Below are 5,290 nucleotides of genomic sequence, written 5' to 3'. Positions count from 1 at the left end.
CCGGCACCGGAGTCCGCGTACCCGGCACAGGGACCGTGCACCGCCCCAGCCGGCCACGCACGGCGCCGTGGTCCGCGTATCCGGCACTGGGACCACGCACCGCCCCCGCAGTCACCCACGCACGGCCCCGGAATCTGCGTACCCCTAAGGACCACGCATCCGGATGGTTTCCCGAAGCGGCTGCGGCGACCGTGGAAGAGCCAGGGGGATCGCTCACGCAGCTCTCGGGAGACCCGATGCTCACCGCTCCGCACATCCGCCCGATCCCCGGTTCCGAGCCGGTGCCGGGCCCCGCGAGCCACCCCGCCGGGGTTCTCCCGGCCCAGGGCCGCTCGGACCTGCCGCGTGGCGGGAGGCGGACAGCCGGTTGCGTCGCGGCCGCCACTTCCGCCTCGGTGCCCGCGCTGCGCAGGTTCGCCCGTGCCCAGGCACTGCGCTGGGCCCTGCCTCGTACCGTCGACGGAGCCCTGGAGCTGGTGGTGAGCGAACTCGTGGGCAACGCCGTGCGGCACAGCGGGAGCGCGGACGTCGTCCTGCTGCTCTCCCTCTCCGACGACGCCACGGTGCTGACGGTCGACGTGAGGGACAACGGGCGGTGGCGACGCCCGCGCACCCGCCGTCCCCGTTACGAGGACGGGCTCGCCTGCGGCGGGCGCGGCCTGCAGCTCGTGGAGGCGTACGCCACCCGGTGCCGCGTCCGGTTCCCGGGCGGCGGTACCCATGTCAGCGTCGAACTGGCGCTCCGGTACTGACGGAATACCGCCCTTGCGGTTCGGGGTCCGGCCGCTCCCGTGGCGCACGGGTGTCGCGCCGGCCGCCCGCCCCGGGCCGGACGCCCGCCATGCGCGGGACACCTGCCCCGGGCCGGACGCGGCCCGCACGGGCAGGCGCCGCCGGTGGTTCCGTCGAAGGGGGGTGAGAGCACGCGGCTCGTCGCCCGCCGGCATGACGGGCCGCGCGAGCTCACTTCTGCGTCGGGGTCAGAACCACGAAGTCGGCCCCCGACGGGTCGAGGCAGACGGCGAGGCGGCCGACGTCCTCGGCGTCGTCCGGGCCCATCTGGATGCTGCCGCCGTTCTCCTTGACCTTGGCGATCGCGGCGTCGCAGTCGGCGACGTCGAAGACCGGGTGCCAGTACGGGCGGCCGCCGGCGAGGGCGAGGTTCTCCCGGGGGACTTCCATGAGTCCGCCGTGCATCCGTTCCCGGGGCAGGCCGGCAGCGGTGACGAGGGTGTACGTCCCTCCGCCGCCCGGCATCTCCATGTCGGAGTACTGCCAGCCGAAGACGCTGCCGTAGAACTCCCGGGCGGCCGCGGCGTCGCTCGTGTAGAGCTCGGTCCAGGACAGTGAGCCCGGGGCGTCCACGAGCTCGACGCCCTTGTTCGTGCCGGGCTGCCAGACGGCGAACTGCCCTCCGAGCGGGTCGCTGTACTGGGCCATGCGTCCCCACTCGTCGAGGTCCGTCGGAGCGACCCGCACCGTGCCGCCGCTCCGTTCGACGGCCTCGGTCGTGGCGTCCGCGTCCGTGACGCTGTAGTAGATCATCCAGGCGGAGCGGGCGCCCTTCTCGGTGAGCTTGCCCAGGCCGGCGACGATCTTGCCGTCCTTGCGGAACATGCCGCCTTCCATGTCCTCCCCGGCGCCGCCCATGGGCTCGTAGTCCCAGCCGAGGACGGTGCCGTAGAAGGCCGCGGCGGCGGGGACGTCGGGGGCGCCGAGGTCGAGCCAGCAGGGGGAGCCGGGGGCGAAGTCGGTGGTGATCATCGGTGTTCCCTTTCACAGATCCCGTACGAGCCCACCCTGCCACCGGCGGCCTGCGGTCGCCCCCGGTGACGCGCCCGACACCGTCCCGGGGCAGCCGTCTCCTCCCCCCCCGGGGCCACGAGGTGGACGGAACGCCGGCGCCGACCCCGGCCCTTCGCACCGTCTCGCGCGGGGTCGCGGGTGCCCGTACGCTCGGGGCGTGGCTGGCGACGGAGAGTTCAGGCGGGACCGGCATTACCTCACGACACGCGTCACGGCCGACGGTCGCGACGGCTGGCCCGTGGAGCCCGGGCGCTACCGCCTGGTGATCGCGCGGGCCTGTCCCTGGGCGAACCGAGCGGCGATCGTCCGGAGGCTGATGGGACTCGAGGACGTGCTCTCCATGGGGATCGCCGGGCCGATCCACGACGACCGCAGCTGGTCCTTCCACATGGACCCCGGCGGCAGGGACCCGGTGCTCGGTGTCGAGCGACTGCAGGAGGCGTTCTTCGCGCGCGACCCCGGCTACGCGCGCGGCATCACGGTGCCCGCGCTGGTCGACATCCCCACGGGCCAGGTGGTGACCAACGACTTCGCCCGCATGACACTCGATCTCGGGAGGGAGTGGAGGGCACACCAACGCGACTGCGCGCCCGACCTCTACCCCGAGAAACTGCGCGACGAGATCGACGACGTCGCCGAGAAGGTCTTCCAGGACGTGAACGACGGCGTCTACCAGTGCGGTTTCGCCGGTACGCAGGAGGCGTACGACGCGGCCTACCGGCGATTGTGGCGGCGGCTCGACTGGCTCGAGGACCGGCTTGCGCGCCGGCGGTACCTGGTGGGCGACACCATCACCGAGGCCGACGTCCGGCTCTTCCCGACCCTGGTCCGGTTCGACGCCGTCTACCACGGCCACTTCAAGTGCAACCGGCAGAAGCTGACCGAGTTGCCCGCGCTGTGGGCCTACGCCCGAGACCTCTTCCAGACCCCCGGTTTCGGCGACACGATCGACTTCGCGCAGATCAAGGCCCACTACTACGTGGTCCACCACACCATCAACCCGACCGGAATCGTCCCGCAGGGCCCGGACACCCGTGGCTGGCTCACCCCGCACGCCCGGCACGAGCTCGGCGGGCGCCCGTTCGGCGACGGCACCCCGCCCGGTCCGCCGCCCGAGTCCGAGCGGGTGCCCCCGCTCGCCTGAGCGCCGGGCGGCGCGCGGACAGCACCTTGCGCCTCCGCATCGAGCGGAGGGAAAGCGAAACGGAGCGCCGAGCCCGGCGGGCGTCATGCGGAACGGCGGGGAATGGGTCGCGCGGTGCGGGGCAGGCGGGGCCCAGGCGGGAACGCGTCCCGCCAGGCACCGACGACGGAAAGGGGGACGGCGGCACCGGCCGTCCCCGGCTACCGGAGGAGTTGTTTTCGCGTGACTGAGCACGGGTGGAGTTTCAAGTCGACCTCGGGCCATCTGGCCGGCACCGACCTGACCGGCTACAAGGTCGAGGCGACCGACGGCAGCATCGGAAAGGTGGACGTGCACTCCGACGAGGTGGACGACTCCTATCTGGTCGTGGACACCGGAGTGTGGATCTTCGGGAAGGAGGTCCTCCTTCCCGCGAGCACCGTGGTGCGGATCGACCTGGACGACAGGAAGATCTTCGTGGACCGGACCAAGGCGCAGATCAAGGACGCTCCCGAGTTCCACCGCGACAAGCACCTCGGTGAGCCCGGGTACCGGGACGAGCTGTCCACGTACTACGGCCTGGGCGGCCCCCTCGGCGGCTCCCCCTTCTGACGCCACGCACGAAGGAGGCCCCGGGCTCGGTGAGTCCGGGGCCTCCCGCCTGTCCGGCCGCAGCCGCTCCCGCCACTGCGCCGACACGGGCGCGCCCGGGGTTTGCCGCCTCGAGAAGCGGCAAGGCGAATCGACAGGCGCCCAGCAAACAGTGACGAGCAGCCAGGAGTCATCACCGTCCAGGAAGGCAGTCATGTCGACCCTGACCGCAGTTCTCATCATCGCAGCGGTAGTCGCCGCGCTCCTCCTGACGGCCGGTGTCCTGCTCCGGGCCCGCACGGGCAGGGGCAGCGGCACGAGAGCCCTCAGGCGACGCTTCGGCCCCGAGTACGGGCGTGCCCTCGAACTGCACGGCGGCAACGCCGAGTCCGCCGACCGTGACCTGCGCGAGCGGGTGGAGCGGTACGGCGGCATCCGCCCGCTGCCCCTGGAGGCGGCGGTCCGCGAGCACTACGTTGCTCAATGGACCATGCTCCAGGAGCGCTTCGTCGACGCGCCGCGGCAGGCCGTGGCCGACGCCGACGAACTTCTCACGCGGGTCGCGGCGACCCGGGGCTTCCCGGATCCCGACCGACCCGAGGACCAGCTCGCCGCCCTGTCGGTGCACCACCCGCACCACGTGGAGGGCCTGCGCACGCTGCGCCGCGCGGCGCATTCCGCATCCGCCTCCACCGAGGAGCTGCGCGAGGCGCTGGTCCGCGCCCGTGACCTGTTCGAGGATCTGACGGCGCCGGGGAGCACGACCGGCCCCGAGGCGGTCCGGAGCCGCCCCGTGGCCGGTCGGCACCGCCGGCATCTGCTCAAGCCGAAGGGGAGTGGTGCGTGATGGCACGCGAGGACCGTGAACGTCGGACGGCGGCCGAGAGCGATGCCGAGGCACGGCGTGAGTTCGCGAGCCCCACGGCCCCGGGCCCGTCGGGCAGCGCCGACGGGCAGGCCCCCACGGGGCACGGGGGAGACCCCGTGGCCGGGACCGCCCGGCGTGCCGCCCCTCCGGCGACACCTCCCGCCGCACCGCCGGTCCCCACGTCCCCGCCGCCTGCCCCGCCTTCGGTGACGCCTCGTCCGGAGACACCCCCGCCCGCAGTCCCGTCCGAAGCCCCCGGTGCCACGGGCCGGAGCGGCAGGAGCCGCACGCACGCTCCCGCCGCGACCCCCGCCGCGCCGCGCGGGCGGGACACGGCGAGCCGGTCGGGCGGCACTCCCGCCGTCGGCGACGGTCGTGGTCAGGACAACGCTGACGGAGTTCCCCGCAGTCCCGTGTCCGGCACGGGACAGGGGCAGGCCGCGCACGACGGCGGAGGTCCGGCCGGCCCGCTGCTCGGTGACGCCGAACGCGACCGCATCGGGCAGCGGCTGCACCACGCCCTCGCGGGTTTCGTGGACGGGCCCCGGGACTCGGTCGCGGAGGCGGCCGAGGTCCTCGCCGAGGCGGAGCGACAGCTCATCGCCTCCCTCCGGGACCGCCGTGCCGCGCTGTCGGCGGGCTGGCAGGCGAACGGCAACCCGGTGGGGCCCGGTCCCGACACCGAGCAGCTCCGCCTCACCCTGCAGACCTACCGTGAGGTCACGGAACGTCTGCTCCGGGCGTGATCCCGCGCCCTCGTGGACATTTGAGGGCGGAACAGCGCGAGGGATCCCCTGCGGTGGGGGGGGGGGGGCGGGGGGGGGGGCGCCCCCGCCCCGCCCCCCCCCCCCCCCCCCCCGCCGGCCCGCCCCCCCCCCCCCCCCCGGGGGGGTGCCGGCGCG

6 protein-coding genes are annotated in these 5,290 nt (G+C 74.0%); 5 read left to right on the top strand and 1 reads right to left on the bottom strand.

Going from position 1 to position 5,290, the window contains the following annotated elements; all coding sequences use genetic code 11:
- Positions 1-236 precede the first annotated feature (236 nt).
- The gene (locus tag ACIRQF_RS03250; RefSeq protein ID WP_404088375.1) at positions 237-752 is read left to right on the top strand and encodes an ATP-binding protein; all 516 of its coding nucleotides are present in this window, start codon (positions 237-239) and stop codon (positions 750-752) included.
- A gap of 211 nt (positions 753-963) precedes the next feature.
- Here the strand turns inward: ACIRQF_RS03250 and ACIRQF_RS03245 are convergent, their stop codons facing one another.
- Positions 964-1,764, bottom strand: a complete 801-nt coding sequence (locus ACIRQF_RS03245) for a VOC family protein (RefSeq protein WP_376628240.1) — start codon at positions 1,762-1,764, stop codon at positions 964-966.
- Between the two features lie 199 nt (positions 1,765-1,963).
- On the opposite strand from ACIRQF_RS03245, the gene ACIRQF_RS03240 reads away from it, so the two are divergent.
- From ACIRQF_RS03240 to ACIRQF_RS03225, 4 genes are all read left to right on the top strand, one after another.
- Positions 1,964-2,950, top strand: coding sequence for a glutathione S-transferase family protein (locus ACIRQF_RS03240; RefSeq protein ID WP_404088373.1), 987 nt, complete (start codon positions 1,964-1,966; stop codon positions 2,948-2,950).
- A 222-nt stretch (positions 2,951-3,172) separates the two neighbouring features.
- A complete protein-coding gene (locus ACIRQF_RS03235) occupies positions 3,173-3,541 on the top strand; it encodes a PRC-barrel domain-containing protein (RefSeq protein ID WP_376628237.1) in 369 nt (122 codons plus the stop codon).
- A gap of 193 nt (positions 3,542-3,734) precedes the next feature.
- Complete coding sequence (locus ACIRQF_RS03230; RefSeq protein WP_404088372.1) at positions 3,735-4,367, top strand: hypothetical protein; 633 nt, start codon at positions 3,735-3,737, stop codon at positions 4,365-4,367.
- A 434-nt stretch (positions 4,368-4,801) separates the two neighbouring features.
- Positions 4,802-5,134 (top strand): hypothetical protein, encoded by a 333-nt coding sequence (locus ACIRQF_RS03225; protein WP_404088370.1) that lies wholly within the window; start codon positions 4,802-4,804, stop codon positions 5,132-5,134.
- Positions 5,135-5,290 lie beyond the last annotated feature (156 nt).

Source organism: Streptomyces sp. NPDC101191 (assembly GCF_044767915.1).
In the GTDB taxonomy this organism is placed as follows: domain Bacteria; phylum Actinomycetota; class Actinomycetes; order Streptomycetales; family Streptomycetaceae; genus Streptomyces.
This window is presented reverse-complemented; position numbering and strand designations above follow the sequence as displayed.

Bases quoted from the DNA above. Each gene is read 5' to 3' on its own strand.
- ACIRQF_RS03250 (WP_404088375.1), top strand. From the start codon at position 237: ATGCTCACCGCTCCGCACATCCGCCCGATCCCCGGTTCCGAGCCGGTG.
- ACIRQF_RS03245 (WP_376628240.1), bottom strand. From the start codon at position 1,764: ATGATCACCACCGACTTCGCCCCCGGCTCCCCCTGCTGGCTCGACCTC.
- ACIRQF_RS03230 (WP_404088372.1), top strand. From the start codon at position 3,735: ATGTCGACCCTGACCGCAGTTCTCATCATCGCAGCGGTAGTCGCCGCG.